We start from the raw sequence: 271 nt of genomic DNA, 5'->3' as shown, positions 1-271 counted from the left end.
CAACTACTGCATCGACCGCCAGTACAACGGCCTGGACGTGCTGTGTGTGCAAAACGCCGCCACCAGCCGCGAGCGCACCATGCCGCACGTCATCGCCAAGACCACCGGCCCCAAGCGCAAGGTGGTGGTGGTGGGCGCCGGCCCCGCGGGCCTGGAAGCCGCCCGCGTGGCCCGCGAGCGCGGCCACGACGTGGTGCTGTTCGAGAAGCAGGCCCAGGTGGGCGGCCAGGTCAACCTGGCGGCCAAGGCGCCCAAGCGCGAGCAGATGGCG

Annotated in this window: 1 protein-coding gene; it reads left to right on the top strand. The window is 71.6% G+C overall.

Going from position 1 to position 271, the window contains the following annotated elements:
- Positions 1-271 (top strand): FAD/NAD(P)-binding oxidoreductase (locus SM757_RS35305; protein ID WP_322468911.1); only part of this gene is annotated, 271 nt, incomplete at both ends.

The sequence above is a fragment of the Azohydromonas lata genome, assembly GCF_034427735.1.
GTDB lineage: Bacteria > Pseudomonadota > Gammaproteobacteria > Burkholderiales > Burkholderiaceae_C > Azohydromonas > Azohydromonas lata.
Note: the sequence above shows the minus strand (reverse complement) of the source record. Positions and strands in the feature narration are given on the sequence as shown.